Origin of the sequence: Pseudomonas sp. GL-R-26, from assembly GCF_019947365.1 — a bacterium.
In the GTDB taxonomy this organism is placed as follows: domain Bacteria; phylum Pseudomonadota; class Gammaproteobacteria; order Pseudomonadales; family Pseudomonadaceae; genus Aquipseudomonas.
Genome location: NZ_JAGYGI010000001.1, coordinates 247,687 through 265,809, shown reverse-complemented (window position 1 = coordinate 265,809; position 18,123 = coordinate 247,687). Strand labels below are relative to the sequence as shown.

22 protein-coding genes are annotated in these 18,123 nt (G+C 59.9%); 10 read left to right on the top strand and 12 right to left on the bottom strand.

The features are described from left to right. Window positions 1–368 precede the first annotated feature (368 nt). From ftsY to rpoH, 4 genes are all read left to right on the top strand, one after another. Window positions 369–1,910 carry a signal recognition particle-docking protein FtsY gene (gene ftsY / locus KGA96_RS01180; RefSeq protein WP_223511342.1) on the top strand — a complete coding sequence of 514 codons (1,542 nt, stop codon included), beginning with the start codon at window positions 369–371 and terminating at the stop codon, window positions 1,908–1,910. Then, entirely contained in the window at window positions 1,907–2,578 is a 672-nt protein-coding gene (gene ftsE, locus KGA96_RS01175; RefSeq protein WP_007975383.1) for a cell division ATP-binding protein FtsE, read from the top strand. Before ftsY ends, ftsE begins: the two co-directional genes overlap by 4 nt. Then, a complete protein-coding gene (gene ftsX / locus KGA96_RS01170; protein ID WP_046039223.1) occupies window positions 2,575–3,597 on the top strand; it encodes a permease-like cell division protein FtsX in 1,023 nt (340 codons plus the stop codon). The genes ftsE and ftsX overlap by 4 nt, the downstream gene beginning before the upstream one ends. Window positions 3,598–3,717: 120 nt before the next feature. Beyond that, window positions 3,718–4,572: an RNA polymerase sigma factor RpoH gene (gene rpoH, locus KGA96_RS01165; protein WP_007975386.1), complete on the top strand. Its 855-nt coding sequence runs from the start codon at window positions 3,718–3,720 to the stop codon at window positions 4,570–4,572. A gap of 817 nt (window positions 4,573–5,389) precedes the next feature. On the opposite strand, the gene mtgA is transcribed toward rpoH, so the two are convergent. After that, window positions 5,390–6,112 carry a monofunctional biosynthetic peptidoglycan transglycosylase gene (gene mtgA / locus KGA96_RS01160; RefSeq protein ID WP_046039224.1) on the bottom strand — a complete coding sequence of 241 codons (723 nt, stop codon included), beginning with the start codon at window positions 6,110–6,112 and terminating at the stop codon, window positions 5,390–5,392. A 74-nt stretch (window positions 6,113–6,186) separates the two neighbouring features. Here mtgA and KGA96_RS01155 point away from each other — a divergent pair, with 74 nt between their 5' ends. The 4 genes from KGA96_RS01155 to trmB all read left to right on the top strand — a co-directional run bounded on the left by KGA96_RS01155 (window position 6,187) and on the right by trmB (window position 8,439). After that, window positions 6,187–6,558 carry a DUF423 domain-containing protein gene (locus KGA96_RS01155; protein WP_046039225.1) on the top strand — a complete coding sequence of 124 codons (372 nt, stop codon included), beginning with the start codon at window positions 6,187–6,189 and terminating at the stop codon, window positions 6,556–6,558. Window positions 6,559–6,648: 90 nt separating this feature from the next. Next, entirely contained in the window at window positions 6,649–6,849 is a 201-nt protein-coding gene (gene thiS, locus KGA96_RS01150) for a sulfur carrier protein ThiS (protein ID WP_162184594.1), read from the top strand. Between the two features lie 60 nt (window positions 6,850–6,909). Continuing rightward, on the top strand, window positions 6,910–7,704 hold the full coding sequence (locus KGA96_RS01145; protein ID WP_008051425.1) for a thiazole synthase: 795 nt from the start codon (window positions 6,910–6,912) through the stop codon (window positions 7,702–7,704). Window positions 7,705–7,713: 9 nt separating this feature from the next. Continuing rightward, on the top strand, window positions 7,714–8,439 hold the full coding sequence (gene trmB, locus KGA96_RS01140) for a tRNA (guanosine(46)-N7)-methyltransferase TrmB (RefSeq protein WP_046039226.1): 726 nt from the start codon (window positions 7,714–7,716) through the stop codon (window positions 8,437–8,439). A 133-nt stretch (window positions 8,440–8,572) separates the two neighbouring features. Here trmB and KGA96_RS01135 read toward each other — a convergent pair whose 3' ends face one another. From KGA96_RS01135 to KGA96_RS01090, 10 genes are all read right to left on the bottom strand, one after another. After that, window positions 8,573–8,896, bottom strand: coding sequence for a DUF3392 domain-containing protein (locus KGA96_RS01135; protein ID WP_007987827.1), 324 nt, complete (start codon window positions 8,894–8,896; stop codon window positions 8,573–8,575). Window positions 8,897–8,905: 9 nt separating this feature from the next. Continuing rightward, complete coding sequence (gene hemW / locus KGA96_RS01130; protein WP_046039228.1) at window positions 8,906–10,111, bottom strand: radical SAM family heme chaperone HemW; 1,206 nt, start codon at window positions 10,109–10,111, stop codon at window positions 8,906–8,908. After that, window positions 10,108–10,704: an RdgB/HAM1 family non-canonical purine NTP pyrophosphatase gene (gene rdgB, locus KGA96_RS01125; protein ID WP_046039230.1), complete on the bottom strand. Its 597-nt coding sequence runs from the start codon at window positions 10,702–10,704 to the stop codon at window positions 10,108–10,110. Before rdgB ends, hemW begins: the two co-directional genes overlap by 4 nt. Next, entirely contained in the window at window positions 10,701–11,135 is a 435-nt protein-coding gene (locus KGA96_RS01120) for a DUF4426 domain-containing protein (protein WP_046039232.1), read from the bottom strand. Before KGA96_RS01120 ends, rdgB begins: the two co-directional genes overlap by 4 nt. A gap of 26 nt (window positions 11,136–11,161) precedes the next feature. Beyond that, a complete protein-coding gene (metW, locus tag KGA96_RS01115; RefSeq protein WP_046039234.1) occupies window positions 11,162–11,782 on the bottom strand; it encodes a methionine biosynthesis protein MetW in 621 nt (206 codons plus the stop codon). Window positions 11,783–11,789: 7 nt separating this feature from the next. Beyond that, complete coding sequence (metX, locus tag KGA96_RS01110) at window positions 11,790–12,929, bottom strand: homoserine O-succinyltransferase MetX (protein ID WP_046039236.1); 1,140 nt, start codon at window positions 12,927–12,929, stop codon at window positions 11,790–11,792. A gap of 181 nt (window positions 12,930–13,110) precedes the next feature. Continuing rightward, window positions 13,111–13,407, bottom strand: a complete 297-nt coding sequence (locus tag KGA96_RS01105) for a DUF167 domain-containing protein (protein WP_046039238.1) — start codon at window positions 13,405–13,407, stop codon at window positions 13,111–13,113. Then, the gene (locus tag KGA96_RS01100; RefSeq protein WP_046039240.1) at window positions 13,407–13,994 is read right to left on the bottom strand and encodes a YggT family protein; all 588 of its coding nucleotides are present in this window, start codon (window positions 13,992–13,994) and stop codon (window positions 13,407–13,409) included. Before KGA96_RS01100 ends, KGA96_RS01105 begins: the two co-directional genes overlap by 1 nt. Before the next feature lie 24 nt (window positions 13,995–14,018). Further along, window positions 14,019–14,837 (bottom strand): pyrroline-5-carboxylate reductase, encoded by an 819-nt coding sequence (gene proC / locus KGA96_RS01095; protein WP_046039242.1) that lies wholly within the window; start codon window positions 14,835–14,837, stop codon window positions 14,019–14,021. A 35-nt stretch (window positions 14,838–14,872) separates the two neighbouring features. After that, entirely contained in the window at window positions 14,873–15,559 is a 687-nt protein-coding gene (locus KGA96_RS01090) for a YggS family pyridoxal phosphate-dependent enzyme (protein WP_046039244.1), read from the bottom strand. A gap of 56 nt (window positions 15,560–15,615) precedes the next feature. On the opposite strand from KGA96_RS01090, the gene KGA96_RS01085 reads away from it, so the two are divergent. Then, the gene (locus KGA96_RS01085; protein ID WP_046039245.1) at window positions 15,616–16,650 is read left to right on the top strand and encodes a type IV pilus twitching motility protein PilT; all 1,035 of its coding nucleotides are present in this window, start codon (window positions 15,616–15,618) and stop codon (window positions 16,648–16,650) included. 140 nt (window positions 16,651–16,790) lie between these two features. On the opposite strand, the gene KGA96_RS01080 is transcribed toward KGA96_RS01085, so the two are convergent. Next, window positions 16,791–17,411, bottom strand: coding sequence for a C40 family peptidase (locus KGA96_RS01080; protein WP_046039247.1), 621 nt, complete (start codon window positions 17,409–17,411; stop codon window positions 16,791–16,793). Between the two features lie 251 nt (window positions 17,412–17,662). Between KGA96_RS01080 and KGA96_RS01075 the strand changes: the two genes are divergently transcribed. Next, window positions 17,663–18,082 carry an NINE protein gene (locus KGA96_RS01075; protein WP_046039250.1) on the top strand — a complete coding sequence of 140 codons (420 nt, stop codon included), beginning with the start codon at window positions 17,663–17,665 and terminating at the stop codon, window positions 18,080–18,082. Window positions 18,083–18,123: the final 41 nt, after the last annotated feature.

The following is an 18,123-nucleotide window of genomic DNA, read 5'->3' as shown; positions in this document are numbered from 1 at the left end:
GAAAGCACATTCCCTGCGGCCTGCGCCTTGTCTGGCCCGCTTTCAGGCGGCCACGCGGTACTGGTAATGATTGATGACACGCCCTAGGATACTGATCCGTTTTACTGGCGGCCACGCCTATCAGGCCTTTGATTGGCCTGCGGGTTGTATGGGTTACCGGCAGAAACTTTGAGTTTGTCAGCTAAACTCTGCGTTTTCGCCGACGATGCCGTTCCAGTCCTTCGTATTAGTCGACCTTTGAGGCGCCGTTGGCACCTCGACAAAATGTTGCGCGTGAACAAGCTGGGTCAATCGCAGTCTGTTCTGCATCGAATATTTAATTGCCGGGGCGCCATTGGCGCGTCGCTACCGTGAGATAGCCGTCCTCCATGTTTGGTTCCAACGACGACAAGAAGACCCCAGCTGCGGCTGGCGAGAAAAAAAGCCTGTTCGGATGGCTGCGCAAAAAGCCGCAGGAACCCGTCGTCGAACAGCCACAAGCCATTCCTGAACCAGCGCCGACGCCGGTCCCGGTAATAGAAGAAGTGCCCGCGCCGGTTGTTCTGCCGCTTGCCGAGCCGTTGCTGCAACCCAAGGTGGAGGCCGCTCCTGAACCAGTCAGCGAAATCGTCACCGAACAGCCACTGGCCCCGACAGCCGAACCGTGGTTGACCCTGCCGGTAGCCGAAGAGCCCGTGGCATTGGTCGAAAATGACCTGGCTCCTCACGTGACGCCACCGATTCCGGCTTCGACAGCGCTTACGCCTGCACCGGCTCACGCGCCTGTGGTCGAACCGATTGTTGCACCGGTCGTCGTGGCCGAGCCTGTGCCCGTTGTCAGCCAGCCAGAGGTTCCGGTATTCGTTGCTCCGGTTGCTCCGGTTGCTCCGGTTGCTCCGGTTGCTCCGGTTGCTCAAGCACCGGCACCCGCTCCGATTCCTGAGCCGATTGCGGCACCCGTCGAAACCCCGATCGAGCCGGTACGCACCGAAGAAACCAAAGCCGGTTTCTTTGCCCGCCTCAAGCAGGGCCTGTCCAAGACCAGCGCCAGTATCGGCGAAGGCATGGCCAGCCTGTTCCTGGGCAAAAAGGTCATTGATGACGAACTGCTCGAAGACCTCGAAACCCGTTTGCTGACCGCCGACGTCGGTGTCGAAGCCACCTCGGTGATCATTCAGCGTCTGACGCAGAAGGTTGCGCGCAAGGAGCTGGCCGACGCCGATGCCCTGTACAAATCCCTGCAAGCCGAGCTGGCAGCGATGCTCAGGCCTGTCGAGCAGCCGCTGAAAATCACCTCGCAGAACAAACCGTTCGTGATTCTGGTCGTCGGCGTCAACGGTGCCGGCAAGACCACCACCATCGGCAAGCTGGCGAAGAAACTGCAACTGGAAGGCAAGAAAGTCATGCTCGCCGCCGGGGATACCTTCCGTGCCGCGGCGGTGGAGCAATTGCAGGTCTGGGGCGAGCGCAACAAGATCCCGGTGATCGCACAGCACACTGGCGCCGACTCGGCTTCGGTGATCTTCGACGCCGTGCAGGCCGCCAAGGCTCGTGGCATCGATGTCCTGATCGCCGACACCGCCGGCCGCCTGCACACCAAAGACAACTTGATGGAAGAGCTGAAAAAGGTTCGCCGGGTGATCAGCAAGCTCGATGCCGACGCACCTCACGAAGTGCTGTTGGTGCTTGACGCCGGCACCGGCCAGAACGCCATCAACCAGGCCAAGCAATTCAACCAGACCGTTGAACTGACCGGCCTGGCGCTGACCAAGCTCGACGGCACCGCCAAGGGCGGGGTGATTTTCGCCCTGGCCAAGCAATTCGGCCTGCCGATCCGCTACATTGGCGTCGGCGAAGGCATCGACGATTTGCGTACCTTTGAAGCAGAACCCTTTGTCCAGGCATTGTTTGCCGAACGGGAGCGTTCATGATTCGTTTCGAACAGGTCGGTAAGCGCTACCCGAACGGTCACGTCGGCTTGCATGAGCTGAGCTTTCGAGTCCGCCGTGGCGAGTTCTTGTTTGTCACCGGCCATTCCGGTGCCGGTAAATCCACGCTGTTGCGCCTGTTGCTGGCGATGGAGCGCCCGACCAGCGGCAAGCTGCTGCTCGCCGGGCAAGACCTGAGCACCATCAGCAACGCGCAGATTCCTTTCTTGCGCCGACAGATCGGTGTGGTGTTCCAGAATCACCAGTTGCTGTTCGATCGCACGGTGTTCAATAACGTCGCGTTGCCTTTGCAGATCCTGGGGTTGTCCAAGGCCGAGATCGCCAAGCGCGTGGACTCGGCACTGGAGCGTGTGGCGCTGTCGGATAAAACCGACTTGTACCCGGGCGACCTGTCCACCGGTCAGCAGCAGCGCGTCGGCATCGCCCGTGCCATCGTCCATCGTCCGGCCTTGCTGCTGGCGGATGAACCGACCGGTAACCTCGACCCGCGTTTGGCCGCCGAGATCATGGGTGTGTTCGAAGACATCAACCGCCTCGGCACCAGCGTGCTGATCGCCAGTCACGACCTGGCCCTGATCGCCCGCATGCGCCATCGCATGCTGACGCTGCAACGCGGTCGATTGATCGGTGACGGGGAGGCCGCGGTATGAGTGCAACACGTAGCCCCAAGGTTTCCGAGCGCGTGGCCCCGAAGGCCGCCGATCCGCAGCCGCAAAAGAAAAAACGCGATGATGACGACGGTCCGGACTTTGCCACGTTGTTCCGTGCCTGGATCGAAAGTCATCGCGCCAGTCTGGTGGACAGCCTGCGCCGCCTGGGCAAGCAGCCCATCGGCAGTTTCTTCACCTGCATGGTGATGGCGGTGGCCCTGAGTTTGCCCATGGGGCTGTCACTTTTGCTAAGTAACGTCGAGCGTCTGGGTGGTTCCTGGCAGCGCGCGGCGCAGATTTCCCTGTATCTGGACCTTGAGGCCAAGCCGGCCGAAGGCGAATCGCTGCGCGATCAGATCAAGGGCATGCCTGGCGTCGCCGATGCCGAATATGTTGGCCGGGATCAAGCGCTGGAAGAGTTCCAGCAACAGTCCGGGCTGGGCGAGGCGCTCAAGGAATTGCCAGAGAACCCGCTGCCGGGCGTGGTCTTGGTGACGCCGGCCGAAGTCGACAAGCCGGCCCTTGAAGCATTAAGACAAAAACTATCCGAGCTGCCGAAGGTACAACAGGCGCAACTTGATTTAGTCTGGGTCGAGCGTCTGGCAGCCATCCTCAAGCTGGGTGACCGTTTTGTCTTCGGTCTGACCGTGCTTCTGGTTTCTGCATTACTTTTGGTGATAGGCAATACCATTCGTCTTCATATTGAAAACCGCCGCACAGAGATAGAAGTGATTAAACTGGTCGGCGGCACTGACAGCTATGTGCGTAGGCCCTTTCTGTATATGGGCGCGTTGTATGGCTTCGGTGCGGGGATTCTGTCCTGGGGTGTACTGGCGTTCGGCCTTGATTGGCTGAACGACGCGGTGGTAGGGCTGGCCGGATTGTACGGCAGTGATTTTGCGCTGGCTGGAGTGCCAGTTGCCGACGGTCTGTCTCTCTTGCTTGGCGCGGTGCTGTTGGGGTATATCGGTGCATGGATTGCAGTCGCACGCCACCTGAGGGAGCTTGCGCCTAAGTAGTATCATTTTGCTCGTATTGACCTTTCAGCGTTTTTGGGTTTTAGGGAACTTGTCTTTCGGTTTCCGGTCAATTTTCGCAGTGCTGAACTGCACGAGTTTGTAAGTCGGAGGTTTTTTCGTATGACCAATTCTTTGCAACCTGCATATGCTCTGGTCCCGGGTGCGAACCTGGAGGCCTATGTGCACACCGTCAACAGCATTCCATTGCTGTCGCCGGAGCAGGAGCGTGAACTGGCCGAGAGTCTCTATTATGAGCAGGATTTGGGGGCGGCTCGGCAGATGGTGCTCGCCCACCTGCGTTTTGTCGTACATATCGCCCGTAGCTATTCCGGCTACGGTCTGGCTCAGGCTGACCTGATCCAGGAAGGCAACGTCGGCCTGATGAAGGCCGTGAAGCGCTTCAACCCGGAAATGGGCGTGCGCCTGGTGTCCTTTGCCGTGCACTGGATCAAGGCGGAAATCCACGAGTTCATCCTGCGCAACTGGCGCATCGTGAAAGTCGCGACCACCAAGGCCCAGCGCAAGTTGTTCTTCAACCTGCGCAGCCAGAAGAAACGCCTGGCCTGGCTGAACAACGAGGAAGTCCACCGTGTGGCGGAAAGCCTCGGTGTAGAGCCTCGGGAAGTGCGCGAGATGGAAAGCCGCCTGACTGGCCATGACATGGCCTTCGACCCGGCTGCCGAAGCGGACGACGACAGTGCTTTCCAGTCGCCGGCCAACTATCTGGAAGACCACCGGTACGACCCGGCCCGTCAACTGGAAGATGCCGACTGGAGCGACAACTCCAACCACAACCTGCACGAAGCGCTGGAAGTGCTGGACGACCGCAGCCGTGACATCCTCTACCAGCGCTGGCTGGCGGAAGAAAAAGCCACGCTGCATGACCTGGCGCAGAAGTACAACGTGTCGGCCGAGCGTATTCGCCAACTCGAGAAGAGCGCGATGAACAAGCTCAAGTTGTCGATCGCTGCGTAACTGGCGAGCAGGATCGAGTAGGAGGCGGGGTTGCCCCCGCCGTCCTCTCACACCACCGTACGTACGGTTCCGTATACGGCGGTTCCTGCCTACTGACAAACAACGTCAGCGAGCTTGGTTCCGTTGATGTGTCGCCTGCGGTATCTAAGCGCCCAGACCGGCCCTCGGAGCTTCCGGCTCCTACCTCCTAATGGTCTTGACCTCCGCTACGCGGAGTTTCTGCTTTACGCTCCAACAGAGATCACACCCGACTATCCACTCATGGCAGGTTCAGCCCTTCATTACTCCGGTTTCGAGCAACTACTACGGCCTCTGCTGACTTCTGTCGCCCATCCCGTCATCTCGCGACGCCGGTAGCACATGGCAGGCTAAACAGATCTCCCAGGGTAATTCGCGCGACCTTCCTGCTTATGCCTGTCGGATCTACGTCGCAGCGTTCCGTGCAAGTATCGGGCTTTGAAGATATTGGCCTTCTTACCCCGCTGCGCCGCCTCTATCCGCTTCCTGTTCGTCAGGCCAGCATTTTGCCTCGGGCTTCCTTCGGATTCGCAGTCACCCGCGACACCCTTGCCTCTGGCTAACACTTCCCCTTGCCGGGTGTGTAGAGGACTTTCACCTCCAAGTCACCAGCGTGGCCACCACAGCCAAGCTGGTTGCGCTTACGCGCAACGCGCCATGCCTGGCGCACCAATAAAAAACGCCCCGATCATTGATCGGGGCGTTTTTGTTTGTGCCTGATTTGTTTGCATCACATTGAACCTGTGGGAGCAAGCTTGCTCCCACAGGGATCTTCAGTGTTTCAAAAAATGGTGATCGGTTACTCGGCCCAAGGCGCCCGGCGCGAATCGTTCAGCCCGACCAGATAGCTGTCGCCACCCAGTTGGCTCATCTGCTGCCGAATCCAGCCCGCCCGACGCGAAACGTAGGAAGTCGGATGGCTCGCACTCCACACACGAGGATTGGGCAGTACGGCGGCCAACAAACTCGATTGCTGACGGCTGAGGTTTCTGGCGCTCACGCCAAAGTGATGTCGGGCCGCCGCTTCGGCACCAAATACGCCGTCATCCCACTCGACACTGTTGAGGTACACCTCAAGAATCCGCTGCTTGGGCCAGAACACTTCGATCAGTCCGGTGAACCAGGCTTCCAGGCCTTTGCGCAGCCAGCTGCGGCCAGACCACAGGAACAGGTTTTTCGAGACTTGCTGGCTCAGGGTGCTGGCGCCACGGATCGAACCGCCGCGCTCGTTATGGGCAAACGCCGCCTGAATCGCGCCGATATCGAAGCCCCAATGTTCCGGGAATTTCTGGTCTTCGCCGGCAATCACCGCGACTTTCAGGTCATCAGAGATCTCGTCCCAGGGTTTCCAGGTCCGTTGCAGGTCGATGGGTTCACCGTCGAACCAGGACTCGATCTTGCGCTCGACCATTAGCATCGTCCCTGGCGGCGGTACCACGCGAAAGATCAGCACCAGCAATACGCTGCCACCCATGAACCAGAGCACGGCCTTGGAGAAATGACGGAAATAGATACGCAGCATAGAGATGGCTTGGCCGAACCCGTTGAGCGGGCCATTATACAGACCCTTTGGATCGAAACTGACTGGAGTTCTGCATGCTGCGTGGCTTTCTGATACTGGCCGCTTTTTTCGGCTTCACCGGTGTCGGCCTCGGGGCCTTTGCCGCCCATGGCTTGAAGGACCGCCTGAGCGCCGAGTACCTGGCGATCTTCCACACCGGCGTCACCTATCAATTGGTTCACGCCCTGGCGTTGCTCGGTATCGCAGCGCTGGCCACGCAAATTCCCGGTCGACTCGCCACATGGGCCGCTGCGTCGTTTGCCATCGGTATCCTGCTGTTCTCCGGCAGCCTGTATGTATTGACGCTGACGGGCATCAGCAAGCTCGGCATCATCACCCCGTTCGGTGGCCTGGCCTTCCTGGTGGGCTGGTTTTGCCTCGGACTTGCCGCCTGGCGCCTGAGCTGACTTAACGGTCCATTTCATGACGAATGGCTTGGGTCGACCTGACTGATCGGGCTAGAATGCCAGCCCCTAAAAATGATGGCGGCATCCGGCATGCGCATTCAGTTGAACGGCGAATCCCTTGAACTGCCCGACGGTGAAACCGTTGCGGCCCTGCTGACCCGTCTGGACCTGACCGGACGCCGGGTGGCGGTCGAACTCAATCTGGATATCGTCCCGCGCAGTCAGCACGCAGACACCGCGTTGAACGACGGCGACAACGTCGAAGTCGTGCACGCCATCGGCGGCGGCTAGCAGCCTCGGCCCAGTGGCCACAGAATTCTGCAAGTACCTCACCCCTACAGAGGATTTCCCATGAGCATCGTTCGCAGCGACAAGCCTTTCGTCCTGGCCGGTCGTACTTACCAGTCGCGTTTGCTGGTCGGTACCGGCAAGTACCGTGACATGGAAGAAACCCGCCTGGCCATCGAAGCCTCGGGTGCCGAGATCGTCACCTTCGCCGTACGCCGCACCAACCTTGGCCAGATCGAGGGCGAGCCGAACCTGCTCGATGTGCTGTCGCCGGATCGCTACACTTTCCTGCCGAACACCGCCGGTTGCTACGACGCCATCGAAGCCGTGCGCACCTGCCGCCTGGCCCGTGAGCTGCTCGATGGCCACAACCTGGTGAAGCTGGAAGTGCTGGCCGACCAGAAAACCCTGTTCCCCAACGTGATCGAAACCCTCAAGGCCGCCGAAACGCTGGTCAAGGAAGGCTTCGACGTGATGGTCTACACCAGTGATGATCCGATCATCGCCCGTCAATTGGCGGAAATCGGCTGTATCGCGGTGATGCCGCTGGCCGGTCTGATCGGCTCCGGTCTGGGGATCTGTAATCCATACAACCTGCAGATCATCCTCGAAGAAGCCAAAATCCCGGTGCTGGTGGATGCCGGTGTCGGTACCGCTTCCGACGCCACTATTGCCATGGAGCTGGGTTGTGATGCGGTGCTGATGAACTCGGCCATTGCCCACGCCCAGCAGCCGGTCATGATGGCTGAAGCCATGAAACATGCGATCGTCGCAGGTCGCCTGGCCTACCTCGCCGGCCGCATGCCGAAAAAACTCTATGCCAGCGCCTCTTCGCCGCTGGATGGTCTGATCAAGTAAGAGCCATTGATGACTGAATCGAACGACACGCCAATCCAGACGGAAGAAGGCGACGAGCGCCAACACCGCCGCATCAAGAGTTTCGTGATGCGCGCCGGGCGCATGACCGAAGGCCAGCAAAAGGGCCTGGAGCAGGGCACTCCGCTGTTCGTGCTGCCGCTGGCCGATGCGCCGGTGGATTTCGACCAGGTGTTCGGTCGCTCGGCACCGCGCTCGCTGGAAATCGGTTTCGGTATGGGCCATTCGCTGCTGGAAATGGCAGCGGCTTCACCGGATCAGGATTTCATCGGCGTCGAAGTGCACCGTCCGGGTGTCGGTGCGTTGCTCAATGGCGTGCTGACGCAAGGCCTGACCAACCTGCGGGTCTACGATTGCGATGCGATCGAAGTGCTCAACCGCTGCGTGGCCGATAACAGCCTCGATCGCCTGATGCTGTTCTTCCCGGATCCGTGGCACAAGAGCCGTCACCACAAGCGCCGTATCGTTCAGGCGTCTTTCGCTGAGTTGGTGCGCAGCAAGTTGAAAGTCGGCGGCATTCTGCATATGGCCACTGACTGGGAACCGTACGCCGAGTACATGCTGGAAGTGATGAGCGTCGCGCCGGGTTACCGCAACCTCGCTGAAGACGGCAAGTGCGTGCCACGCCCGGCCGAGCGCCCGATCACCAAGTTCGAACGCCGTGGCGAACGTCTTGGGCATGGTGTGTGGGATTTGAAGTTCGAGAAACAGTCCTAAGCCGTAATGCTGTAAAAACTGTAGGAGCGAGCCTGCTCGCGATGAGGCCATGACATTCAACATCTGAGTTGACTGTCAGACCGCTATCGCGAGCAGGCTCGCTCCTACAGTTGTTTTGTATTCGGCAAAAAAATCAGCGGCGGTCAGCGACCACGCCAATCAACACCAGCACCACCAGCAACACCGGCGCCAGGCTGTAGTTGTTGAACTGGCTCAAGCCGCGCACGACCCACGGCGTGGCGTAGATCAGTGCCGCGCCGCTGCCGATCATGCACAGCAGGGACATCAGCGGCACGCGCAACGCGCCGGCGATGCTGCCCAGGCGCTGCTCGACCCAGCCTTTGAAATCCGCACCGAACAGCACCAGCAGGCAGCCCACCAAGGCCAGGGCGATTTCCGAGAGGTTGCTGCGGCTCCAGCGAGACACGGTGGCAAGCAGGTCGAGTACCAAATCCATTCGATTTCCTTATGTCAGAAATTTCTGCAGCAAGTCGTTGAGGAAGAGTTGTCCGCGCATCGTGGCTACCAGACGTGACGGTTCGACCTGCAACAGGCCGCTTTGTTCGGCTTCACGGCGGCCTTCAGCAAGGCTTTCCAGCGTCATGCCGGTACGTTCCGGGTACAGCCGCGATTCGACGCCTTCAGTCAGGCGCAGCGCGTTCATCAGGAATTCGAACGGCATTTCATCGTTGCCCAGCGCTTTCTCGCCAGCCAGGAAATTCTTCGCCGGATTCAGGTAATCCTTCGGCAGGCGCGTCTTCCAGGTGCGAATGATGCGTCCGTCCGGATGACTGAGCTTGCCATGGGCGCCGGCGCCGATGCCAATGAAGTCGCCAAAACTCCAGTAATTGAGGTTGTGGCGCGCCGGGCGACCGGGCAGGGCGTAGGCCGAGACTTCGTATTGCGCGTAACCGTGTTCGGCGAGCAGCGCTTGCCCGGCTTCCTGAATGTCCCACAGCGTGTCGTCTTCCGGCAGTGTCGGCGGCTGGTTCCAGAACACCGTGTTCGGTTCCAGGGTCAGTTGATACCACGACAGGTGTGTCGGTTTCAGGGCGATGGCTGTGCGCAGGTCCGCCAAGGCATCGTCCAGGGACTGATTCGGCAAGCCATGCATCAAGTCCAGGTTGAAGTTGTCGAACCCGGCCTGCCGCGCCATGCCGGCGGCACGTACGGCTTCGTCGCCGTTGTGGATCCGCCCCAGGGCCTCAAGCTTTTCTTGCTGGAAGCTCTGGATGCCGATCGACAGGCGATTGATCCCCAGTTTCCGGTACGCGACGAACTTGTCTTGCTCGAACGTCCCCGGATTGGCTTCCAGCGTGATTTCGATGTCGCTGGCAAACGGAATGCGCTGTTCGACGCCTTTGAGCAAGCGCCCCAGCGAATCAGCGCTGAACAGGCTTGGCGTGCCGCCACCAAAGAAAATCGAGCTCAGCTCACGACCATAAACGGCGTGCAGGTCCTGATCGAGATCGGCCAGCAAGGCGTCGACGTACTCTTCTTCCGGCAGCACGGGGCTGGCGGTGTGGGAGTTGAAGTCGCAATAAGGGCATTTGCGCACGCACCACGGGATGTGGATGTACAGCGCCAGCGGCGGCAGCACAGGCAGGGCCGCCCGAGGCGATTGAGCGTCGCCGCCGAAGATCAGCGGCGACGCGGATGATTCACGGGTCATTTCAAGCCCAGACGCTGGCGCAGCAGATCCATTGCACGGGCTCGGTGGCTGATCTGGTTCTTGTCGCCAGGGCTCATTTCGGCACTGGAGCAATCGCGCTCCGGCACCCAGAACAGCGGGTCGTAGCCAAAACCGTGCTCGCCGCTGGCCTGGGTCAGGATTCGCCCATGCCACAGACCTTCGCAGAGGATCGGCAGCGGATCGTCGGCGTGGCGCACCAGTGCCAGCACGCATACGAACTGCGCGCCGCGTTCGGCTTCAGGCACGACTTTCAACACGTCGAGCAGCTTGGCGTTGTTCGCCGCATCGCCCTTGCCGTCGGCATAACGCGCCGAGTAGATACCTGGCGCGCCGCCAAGGAAATCTACCGCCAGCCCTGAGTCGTCGGCCAGCGCCGGCAGGCCGGAAATGCGCGCGGCATTGCGGGCCTTGAGGATGGCGTTCTCGACGAACGACAAACCAGTCTCTTCAGGTTCGACGCTGCTGAACTCGCCAATCGAGCGCAGATGCACCGACTCGCCGAGCATGGCCTGGAGTTCCTTGAGTTTGCCGGCGTTATGGCTGGCCAGTACGAGTTGCGTGAAGTTGATCATTGGCCAGGGAAGAGCTCTTGGTTGAAATTGATGGTGTTGATCTTGTCGCCGGTCTGCACCTTGATGTCGAAGGTGCGGACTTCCTGCTGGGGTACTGGGTATTGGGCGATGTAGTAGATCGCTCCTTGCTCGGTGACCTGCTTGAAGTTCAGTGTGTAGCTTTGGCTGGTCAGGTCTTTGACGGTGCCGCTGACCTCGGCCGTCATCGGCGTGCCGGCCTTGATCACCGTAATGTTGATCACGCCCTGATCCTTGCTGCGGGTCAGTTGGGCGGCCTTGGCAACGTCCGGTAGCAGGTAGGTGGAGTTGAAGGTGTTGTAGTGCACCGTCACGTCACCGAAGGTTTCCTTGCGTTCGCTCTTGATGGCGTCGGCGGCCATGGTGGTGACGCTCAGGCAGGCAGTGAGTAGAAACAACGCTAGACGACCCATGATCGTTCTCCTTGAAATAGGGTGGATCAGACTGCGACCCTGTGGTCGGAAAGTCCCGGGCTGCTGACCCGGTAGATGCCGATCTCACCTAACAGATTAGGCCATAGCTTGCTGGCCCACCCGTGCCGATGTTGTTGATCCACGGCCAGCCGATCAATGACCTTCGCTTCACGTTCGCGACACAAGGCTTCAAAGTCGGCGAAGGTGCAGAAGTGAATGTTCGGCGTGTTGTACCAGGTGTACGGCAGGAACTCGGAAACCGGCATGCGGCCCTTGCTCGCCAGGTACCAGCGGCAGCGCCAGTGACCGAAATTCGGGAAAGTGATGATGCACTGACGGCCGACGCGCAGCATTTCCTCGAGGATCCTGTCCGGGTAGTGCACCGCTTGCAGCGCCTGGGTCATGACCACGACATCGAAACTGTTGCTGGCAAAGTTGCCCAGGCCCTTGTCCAGGTCCTGTTCGATGACGTTGATGCCCTTGGCCACGCACTCGGCGATGTTGTCGGCATCGTTTTCCAGGCCATAGCCGGTGACTTGCTTGTTGTCGCGCAGCCAGGTCAGCAGTTCGCCATCGCCGCACCCGAGGTCGAGCACGCGGCTGCCGGCGGGGATCCATTCCTGGATGATTTCCAGATCAGCTCTCATGGCTTTCTCACAACGTAATGCGGTTCATGTAATTGCCGAATGCCTGCAGGTAGCGCGGGATCGGAATCAGGAAGGCGTCGTGGCCTTGCGGAGCGTCGATCTCGAGGTAGCAGACGTCCTTGCGCGCGGCCATCAGCGCATCCACCAGTTCCCGCGAGCGGGCAGGGGAGAAGCGCCAGTCGGTGGTGAACGACATCACGCAGAACTTGGCCTTGGCACCTTCAAAGGTTTTGGCCAGGTTATCGTCGAAGTTCGCCGCAGGATCGAAGTAATCGAGCGCCTTGGTCATCAACAGGTACGTGTTGGCGTCGAAGCGCCCGGAGAACTCTTCGCCCTGATAGCGCAGGTAGCTTTCCACCTGGAATTCGACGCTGTGGAAGTCGTAGTTGAGCTTCTCGCTCTTGAGCCCGCGGCCGAATTTCTCGCCCATGGAATCGTCGGAAAGGTAGGTGATGTGCCCGACCATCCGCGCCAGCATCAGGCCGCGCTTGGGGATCACGTTGTGTTCCTGGAACGAACCGCCGTGGAATTCAGGGTCGGTGAGGATCGCCTGGCGCGCCACTTCGTTGAACGCGATGTTCTGCGCCGACAGCTTGGGCGCCGAGGCGATGGCCAGGCAATGACGGATGCGGTCTGGGTAGGTGATGCTCCATTGCATCGCCTGCATGCCGCCGAGGCTGCCGCCGATCACGGCCGCGAACTGGGCGATGCCGAGGCGATCCGCCAGGCGCGCCTGGCTGTGCACCCAATCCTCGACGGTCAACACCGGGAAGTCGGCGCCGAACGGCTTGCCGGTCTCCGGGTTGATGCTGCTCGGGCCAGTGGAGCCGTTGCAGCCGCCGAGGTTGTTCAGGCTGACCACGAAGAACTTGCTGGTGTCGATCGGCTTGCCGGGGCCGATGCAGCTGTCCCACCAACCGGGCTTGCGGTCGTCGACGCTGTGATAACCGGCGGCGTGGTGGTGACCGGACAGGGCGTGGCAGATCAGCACGGCGTTGCTCGCCGTGGCGTTGAGCGTGCCGTAGGTTTCGTAAATCAGGTCATAGGCCGGGAGCGAACGTCCACAGGCCAACGCCAGGGGTTCGCTGAAGTGCGCCACTTGCGGCGTCACCAGACCAACAGAATCGGGGGGAAAGGCAGCTGGCATCGACCCTGCTCTCATTGAAATGAGGCGTAAGTCTAAAGACCGCTGGGGTTAGCGGCAAGCAAAGGTCCGAGCTGTTTTCCTCCAGCTGTAACGAGGTGTATTCATTGCGAGCAGGCTCGCTCCCACAGGGATTGCATTTCAGATGTGGAAGCGAGCCTGCTCGCGATGAACGATGACGCGGTCAGCCTGCCGGGCGCACCAGATCAGGCAAGTCCGGCAACTTCTTCGGCGAACAGATTCGCACCCGTTTCTGCCGGTTCAACTCGCCACTGATCAGGCTGACCTGGCTCTTGGACACGCCAAAGGCCTTGGCCAGGAACGCCATCAGATACGCGTTGGCCTTACCCTCGACCGGCGGCGCGGTCAGGCGGATCTTCAGGCGATCGCCGTGCAGCCCGCAGAAATCATCACTGCGGGCTGCCGGTTGCAGGTGACACTCCAGAATCAGGTCGTCACCGTCCCAGCGGAAGTAGCTCATCAGATCAGGCCGAGCAGACCCTGTGGCATGAAGGCATAGTACGCAAGGCGCGGGATCAGCCAGCTTTGCAGCAACTGGATCACGATGAACGCGAAGATCGGCGAAATATCGAGGCCGCCCAGGTTCGGGATGATGCGGCGGAACGGGGCGAGTACCGGTTCAGTAATCTGCGCGACCAGCTCAGCCCCTGGGTTGTGGCTGCCCGGGGCAACCCAGGAGAGAATCACGCTGATGATCATCGCGTAGAACAGCACATTCAAAAACAACGAGAACAGGGCGATCACCGACCATGGCGCAATCAGCAACCAGTTAACCTCGAAGCCTTTGAGCGTGAGGATGACCGCCATCAGCAGTATCTGCACGATCAGCGCCAGCACCAGCGACGACATATCCAGCCCGAACATGCTCGGGATGACCCGGCGCAGCGGCTTGAGCAGAGGTTGGGTGGCTTTGACGATGAACTGGCAGAGCGGGTTGTAAAAATTCGCCCGAACCAGTTGTAGGATGAAGCGCAGCAGTACAATCAGTAGATAAAGGCTGCCCAAGGTTTTAATGATGAAAACGGCAGCATCGTTGAGTCCTAGCATTATTGAGTCCTTTTTAAGAGCTGATTAGCGGCCAAGTTGCTCAGCCATCTCGGCCGAGCGATGCGCGGCAGCGCCGAGTGCCTTTTCGACCAGGGCTTCGAAGCCATTGGCCTGGAACGACTTGATTGCAGCTTCCGTGGTGCCCGCAGGCGAGGTGACACGGCGGCGCAACTCGGCAGCGTCTACGTCGCTGGAGACCGCCATGTGTGCGGCACCCAGGGCGGTTTGCAAGGTCAGTTGCGCGGCGATGTCCGCTGGCAGGCCGAGTTTCACGCCGGCGGCGGTCATGGCCTCGATCAATAGGAAGAAATACGCCGGGCCCGAGCCGGACACGGCGGTGACGGCATCCAGTTGCTGCTCTTCATTCAGCCATAGGGCGATGCCGACCGCGGACAGCAACTCCTGGGCCTGCTGACGCTGTTCGGCGGACACCTCGGCTGTCGCGAACAGGCCGCTTGCACCCTGACGCACCAACGCCGGGGTGTTGGGCATGCAGCGCACGATCGGCTGTGCGCCGAGCCAGTTGTTCATGCTGGCGCAGGTGATGCCCGCGGCAATCGAAACCACCAGTTGATCGGGCTTGAGGCTTGGGCGAATGGCTTCGCACACGGCTTTCATCGCCTGGGGTTTGACCGCCAGCACGACCACGTCGGCACCGTCGATGGCCTGGGCGTTGTCGGCAAAGGTTTTGATGCCGTGTTCAGCACTCACGCGGGCGCGGGTTTCTTCACCCGGATCGCTGGCGCGGATCTGCGCTGCTTCCAGACCCTTGGCCCGCAGGCCACCGATCAGGCTGGCGGCCATGTTACCGGCACCGATAAAGGCAATACGCGTCTTGCTCATGTCAGGTCCTTATAAAGAGAAGAGTCAGCCATTTTTCAAGGCTGACCGTAGTCGCGGGCGCCAAACAAGGCCGTACCGATACGGACCCAGGTGGCACCTTGGGCAATGGCTGACTCGAGGTCATGGCTCATGCCCATGGAAAGTGTGTCGAGCGGCAGGTTCAGGCTGGCTTGCAGGCTTTGCACGGCAGCGAAAGCGGCATCCTGGGCGGCGCGATCTTCCGTAGGCTCCGGGATTGCCATCAACCCGCGCAGTTTCAGGCGCGGCAGGTCGCTGATGGCGTTGGCCAGAGCCGGCAGGTCGGCCGGGGCGCAGCCGGATTTGCTGGCTTCACCGCTGACATTGACCTGAATGCAGATGTTCAGGGGCGGCAAATCGGCGGGACGCTGTTCGGACAGGCGTTGTGCGATTTTCAGACGATCCACGGAATGCACCCAGTCGAAGTGCTCGGCGATAGCACGAGTCTTGTTCGATTGAATGGGGCCGATGAAGTGCCAGATCAAGGGCAGGTCGGCCAGTTCCAGCTGTTTACCCAGCGCTTCCTGCAAGTAGTTCTCGCCAAAGTCGCGCAGGCCGGCGGCGTAGGCTTCACGCAGGTCCTGAGCGGGTTTGGTCTTGCTCACAGCCAGCAACCGGACGCTGTTTTCGGCGCGGTTCGCAGCAAGTGTTGCGGCATGTATGCGCGAACTAACCTGAAGAATGTTGTCTGCTATGGTGGACATCAAGAGGCGCCAGCGGTCTGAAGGTTCGCGGCATTCTACTGGAATTGAGAGGCGCTATGGATATCACTGAGCTGCTGGCATTCAGCGCCAAACAGGGGGCATCCGACCTGCACCTGTCTGCCGGCCTGCCGCCGATGATTCGCGTCGACGGTGATGTGCGGCGCATCAATCTGCCGGCCCTGGATCACCAACAGGTGCAGGCTCTGATCCATGCCATCATGAATGACGCCCAGCGGGTGGAATTCGAAAAGCATCTGGAAACCGACTTTTCCTTCGACGTGCCCGGCGTGGCGCGCTTTCGGGTCAATGTGTTCAATCAGAACCGTGGCGCGGGTGCCGTGTTTCGCACAATCCCGTCAAAAGTGCAGAGCATGGACGAACTGGGCATGGGCGGCGTGTTCCACAAGATGACCGACGCTCCCCGTGGCCTGGTGCTGGTGACCGGCCCGACCGGTTCCGGCAAGTCCACCACGCTGGCGGCGATGATCGATTACCTCAATACCCATCGTCATCACCACATCCTCACCATCGAGGACCCCATCGAGTTCGTTCATGAGTCGCGCAAATGCCTGATCAATCAGCGTGAAGTCCATCGCGATACCCGTAGTTTCGCCACCGCCTTGCGTTCGGCACTGCGGGAAGACCCGGATGTGATTCTGGTGGGGGAGATGCGCGATCTGGAGACCATTCGCCTGGCATTGACCGCGGCCGAAACCGGCCATCTGGTGTTCGGCACGCTGCACACCACGTCGGCGGCGAAAACCATCGACCGGGTGGTCGACGTGTTTCCGGGGGACGAGAAGTCGATGGTGCGCTCGATGCTCTCCGAGTCGCTGCTGGCGGTGGTGTCCCAGACCCTGGTGAAGAAAATCGGCGGCGGACGCATCGCGGCCCACGAGATCATGCTGGGGACATCGGCGATCCGCAACCTGATCCGCGAGGACAAGGTGGCGCAAATGTACTCGGCGATTCAGTCGGGAGGGTCGTTGGGGATGCAGACGCTGGATATGAGCTTGAAGGACCTGGTGACCAAGGGGTTGGTCAGTCGTGAACATGCGCGGGAGAAGGCGCGGTCACCGGATAACTTCTGAGAATTGCAATGTTACCTGTGGCGAGGGAGCTTGCTCCCGCTGGGTTGCGAAGCAACCCCAAAAAACCGGGAACGCTACGCACTCCAGCGGGAGTAAGCTCCCTCGCCACAAGTACTCGCCGTCAGGTGTGCGCTAGCCAATCAGCGCTGAACAACCCGCAGCTGATTCGGCTCTTTCGGCAGAACCCGCTTGGCAACCACGTAGTGGTTTTCCCAGTACGGTTTCTTCAAGGTATCGATGGACACCGACTTGCCACGACGTGGCGCGTGGATGAAACGGTCGTTGCCCAGGTAAATGGCAACGTGATTGACCCGACGGCTCTTGATGTTGAAGAAAATCAGGTCGCCCGGCTTCAGGTCGTCGCGATCGACTTTCTCCCCATGACCGCTGGCCATGGCGTTGGAGGTGCGTGGCAGGTCGAACGTGGCGTCGTTGAACGCGTATTTTACCAGGCCGCTGCAATCGAAGCCTTTGCTTGGGCTGCTGCCGCCCCAACGATAGGGAGTGCCAAGGACGTTCACAGCGCGGCTCAGCACGTTGCTGCTTTCCTTGGTGCCCATCGGTGGAACCAGGCCGCTTTTGTCGTTGGCCAGGCTTGGAGCATATTTAGCGGATTTCTTGTCTTTGCTCGAAGGAGCAGAGGCATGGGATTTTGGGGTGTAACCATTAACGTTAGGAAGACGTTGCTCACGATTGGTGGCGTGGGCGGCCAGTGGCATCAAAAGGCAAATGGTTAGCCATGTCTTGAAAAATGAACGCATTAGGCAAGGCTCTTAATAAGTTAGCGCGCAACTTTATAACAGCTTTTTTGCCGCCTCCGAGGCCGTTGGTCGATTCAATCTGGAGGGCAATGGTGGCAAAAAAGCGGCAAAATGGCGCAATTGTCGGACAGGAGTCCGGTGTTACAAGGCTTTGACGGGAGTGAAGGTAGCATTTGCCATACGTCGGATGTCTGTAAAAAAGTCACAAAGAATTAAAGAATATTTATCTATCGTATGAATCGAGGTCATTCATGAACCCCTATCAACAGGCTGTCCAGCAGCAAGACACCCACAGTAAAGTGATCGGTTACCTGCTGTGGATTTTCGGTTTCACCGGCGCTCACCGCTTCTATTACGGCAAGCCGGTGACCGGGACTATCTGGTTCTTCACCTTCGGCTTGCTGGGGATCGGTTGGCTGATCGACCTTTTCCTGATTCCGGCGATGGACCGCGAGGCTGACTTGCGGTTTACCGCGGGCCCCATCGAATACAACGTGGCGTGGATCCTGCTGACGTTTCTCGGGGTGTTCGGTGTGCACCGGATGTATCAGGGGAAATGGATCAGCGGGTTGCTGTACCTGGTGACGGGCGGGTTGTTCTTTATTGGCGTGCTGTATGACTTCTGGACGTTGAATGACCAGGTTTCTGTGCGTAACGCGCAGAGTCGATAAGCGAAGAGCAAAAGATCGCAGCCTGCGGCAGCTCCTGCAGG

What these genes read in the sequence shown, in the direction of transcription:
- KGA96_RS01085 (WP_046039245.1), top strand. Translation starts at nt 15,616, where the DNA reads ATGGATATCACTGAGCTGCTGGCATTCAGCGCCAAACAGGGGGCATCC.
- KGA96_RS01105 (WP_046039238.1), bottom strand. Translation starts at nt 13,407, where the DNA reads ATGAGCTACTTCCGCTGGGACGGTGACGACCTGATTCTGGAGTGTCAC.
- mtgA (WP_046039224.1), bottom strand. Translation starts at nt 6,112, where the DNA reads ATGCTGCGTATCTATTTCCGTCATTTCTCCAAGGCCGTGCTCTGGTTC.
- hemW (WP_046039228.1), bottom strand. Translation starts at nt 10,111, where the DNA reads ATGACCCGTGAATCATCCGCGTCGCCGCTGATCTTCGGCGGCGACGCT.
- KGA96_RS01120 (WP_046039232.1), bottom strand. Translation starts at nt 11,135, where the DNA reads ATGGGTCGTCTAGCGTTGTTTCTACTCACTGCCTGCCTGAGCGTCACC.
- ftsX (WP_046039223.1), top strand. Translation starts at nt 2,575, where the DNA reads ATGAGTGCAACACGTAGCCCCAAGGTTTCCGAGCGCGTGGCCCCGAAG.
- KGA96_RS01145 (WP_008051425.1), top strand. Translation starts at nt 6,910, where the DNA reads ATGAGCATCGTTCGCAGCGACAAGCCTTTCGTCCTGGCCGGTCGTACT.
- KGA96_RS01135 (WP_007987827.1), bottom strand. Translation starts at nt 8,896, where the DNA reads ATGGATTTGGTACTCGACCTGCTTGCCACCGTGTCTCGCTGGAGCCGC.
- rpoH (WP_007975386.1), top strand. Translation starts at nt 3,718, where the DNA reads ATGACCAATTCTTTGCAACCTGCATATGCTCTGGTCCCGGGTGCGAAC.
- thiS (WP_162184594.1), top strand. Translation starts at nt 6,649, where the DNA reads ATGCGCATTCAGTTGAACGGCGAATCCCTTGAACTGCCCGACGGTGAA.
- metX (WP_046039236.1), bottom strand. Translation starts at nt 12,929, where the DNA reads ATGCCAGCTGCCTTTCCCCCCGATTCTGTTGGTCTGGTGACGCCGCAA.
- KGA96_RS01080 (WP_046039247.1), bottom strand. Translation starts at nt 17,411, where the DNA reads ATGCGTTCATTTTTCAAGACATGGCTAACCATTTGCCTTTTGATGCCA.
- metW (WP_046039234.1), bottom strand. Translation starts at nt 11,782, where the DNA reads ATGAGAGCTGATCTGGAAATCATCCAGGAATGGATCCCCGCCGGCAGC.
- proC (WP_046039242.1), bottom strand. Translation starts at nt 14,837, where the DNA reads ATGAGCAAGACGCGTATTGCCTTTATCGGTGCCGGTAACATGGCCGCC.
- ftsY (WP_223511342.1), top strand. Translation starts at nt 369, where the DNA reads ATGTTTGGTTCCAACGACGACAAGAAGACCCCAGCTGCGGCTGGCGAG.
- KGA96_RS01075 (WP_046039250.1), top strand. Translation starts at nt 17,663, where the DNA reads ATGAACCCCTATCAACAGGCTGTCCAGCAGCAAGACACCCACAGTAAA.
- trmB (WP_046039226.1), top strand. Translation starts at nt 7,714, where the DNA reads ATGACTGAATCGAACGACACGCCAATCCAGACGGAAGAAGGCGACGAG.
- KGA96_RS01155 (WP_046039225.1), top strand. Translation starts at nt 6,187, where the DNA reads ATGCTGCGTGGCTTTCTGATACTGGCCGCTTTTTTCGGCTTCACCGGT.
- KGA96_RS01100 (WP_046039240.1), bottom strand. Translation starts at nt 13,994, where the DNA reads ATGCTAGGACTCAACGATGCTGCCGTTTTCATCATTAAAACCTTGGGC.
- KGA96_RS01090 (WP_046039244.1), bottom strand. Translation starts at nt 15,559, where the DNA reads ATGTCCACCATAGCAGACAACATTCTTCAGGTTAGTTCGCGCATACAT.
- rdgB (WP_046039230.1), bottom strand. Translation starts at nt 10,704, where the DNA reads ATGATCAACTTCACGCAACTCGTACTGGCCAGCCATAACGCCGGCAAA.
- ftsE (WP_007975383.1), top strand. Translation starts at nt 1,907, where the DNA reads ATGATTCGTTTCGAACAGGTCGGTAAGCGCTACCCGAACGGTCACGTC.